General features: G+C 52.8%; 1 rRNA gene. It reads left to right on the top strand.

What is annotated here, in order from left to right:
- Positions 1 to 1,539: ribosomal RNA gene (locus KI210_RS08505) — 23S ribosomal RNA — on the top strand; the annotation flags it as partial.

Genomic DNA, 1,539 nt, shown 5'->3' on the forward strand with positions numbered 1-1,539 from the left:
GTGAGAATCCTATCCGCCGAAAGACTAAGGTTTCCTGGGGCAGGCTCGTCCGCCCAGGGTAAGTCGGGACCTAAGGCAAGGCCGAGAGGCGTAGTCGATGGATAACAGGTAGAGATTCCTGTACTGCGTTAAATCGCGATGAGCGAAGGAGGGACGCAGGAGGCAAAGCACGCATGGGGCTGGAACCATGTTTAAGCGTCAAGGGAGAAAGCGAGTGAAATGCTTGCTTTTGATAATTCTGAGGCGTGATGAGGAGCGAAATTAGAGTAGCGAAGGTGCAGAGTCACACTGCCAAGAAAAGCTTCTAGCCAGAGATAACGTACCCGTACCGCAAACCGACACAGGTAGTCGAGTGGAGAACACTAAGGCGAGCGAGAGAACTCTCGTTAAGGAACTCGGCAAAATGACCCCGTAACTTCGGGAGAAGGGGTGCTGATTGAGAGATCAGCCGCAGAGAATAGGCCCAAACAACTGTTTATCAAAAACACAGGTATCTGCAAAATCGTAAGATGACGTATAGGTGCTGACACCTGCCCGGTGCTGGAAGGTTAAGAGGAGAGCTTAGCGCAAGCGAAGGTTCGAATTGAAGCCCCAGTAAACGGCGGCCGTAACTATAACGGTCCTAAGGTAGCGAAATTCCTTGTCGGGTAAGTTCCGACCTGCACGAAAGGTGAAATGATTTGGGCACTGTCTCAACGAGAGACTCGGTGAAATTATAATACCCGTGAAGATGCGGGTTACCCGCGACAGGACGGAAAGACCCCATGGAGCTTCACTGTAGCTTGATATTGAGTATCTTTTAAACATGTACAGGATAGGTAGGAGCCGAAGAAGGCAGTACGCTAGTATAGCCGGAGGCGCTGTTGGGATACTACCCTTGTTTGAAGGATGCTCTAACCTAGACGCGGAAGCGGCGTCAGGGACAGTGTCAGGTGGGCAGTTTGACTGGGGCGGTCGCCTCCTAAAGTGTAACGGAGGCGCCCAAAGGTTCCCTCAGAATGGTTGGAAATCATTCGCAGAGTGTAAAGGTATAAGGGAGCTTGACTGCGAGAGAGACAACTCGAGCAGGGACGAAAGTCGGGCTTAGTGATCTGGTGGTACTGAATGGAAAGGCCATCACTCAACGGATAAAAGCTACCCTGGGGATAACAGGCTTATCTCCCCCAAGAGTTCACATCGACGGGGAGGTTTGGCACCTCGATGTCGGCTCGTCGCATCCTGGGGCTGAAGTCGGTCCCAAGGGTTGGGCTGTTCGCCCATTAAAGCGGCACGCGAGCTGGGTTCAGAACGTCGTGAGACAGTTCGGTCCCTATCCGTCGTGGGCGCAGGAAATTTGAGAGGAGCTGTCCTTAGTACGAGAGGACCGGGATGGACGCACCGCTGGTGTACCAGTTGTTCTGCCAAGAGCACAGCTGGGTAGCTAAGTGCGGAAGGGATAAGCGCTGAAAGCATCTAAGTGCGAAGCCCCCCTCAAGATGAGATTTCCCATGCGAAAGCAGTAAGACACCTCAGAGACGATGAGGTAGATAGGCTGGGAGT

The sequence above is a fragment of the Lactobacillus corticis genome (assembly GCF_018327645.1).
GTDB classification, from domain to species: Bacteria; Bacillota; Bacilli; order Lactobacillales; family Lactobacillaceae; genus Lactobacillus; species Lactobacillus corticis.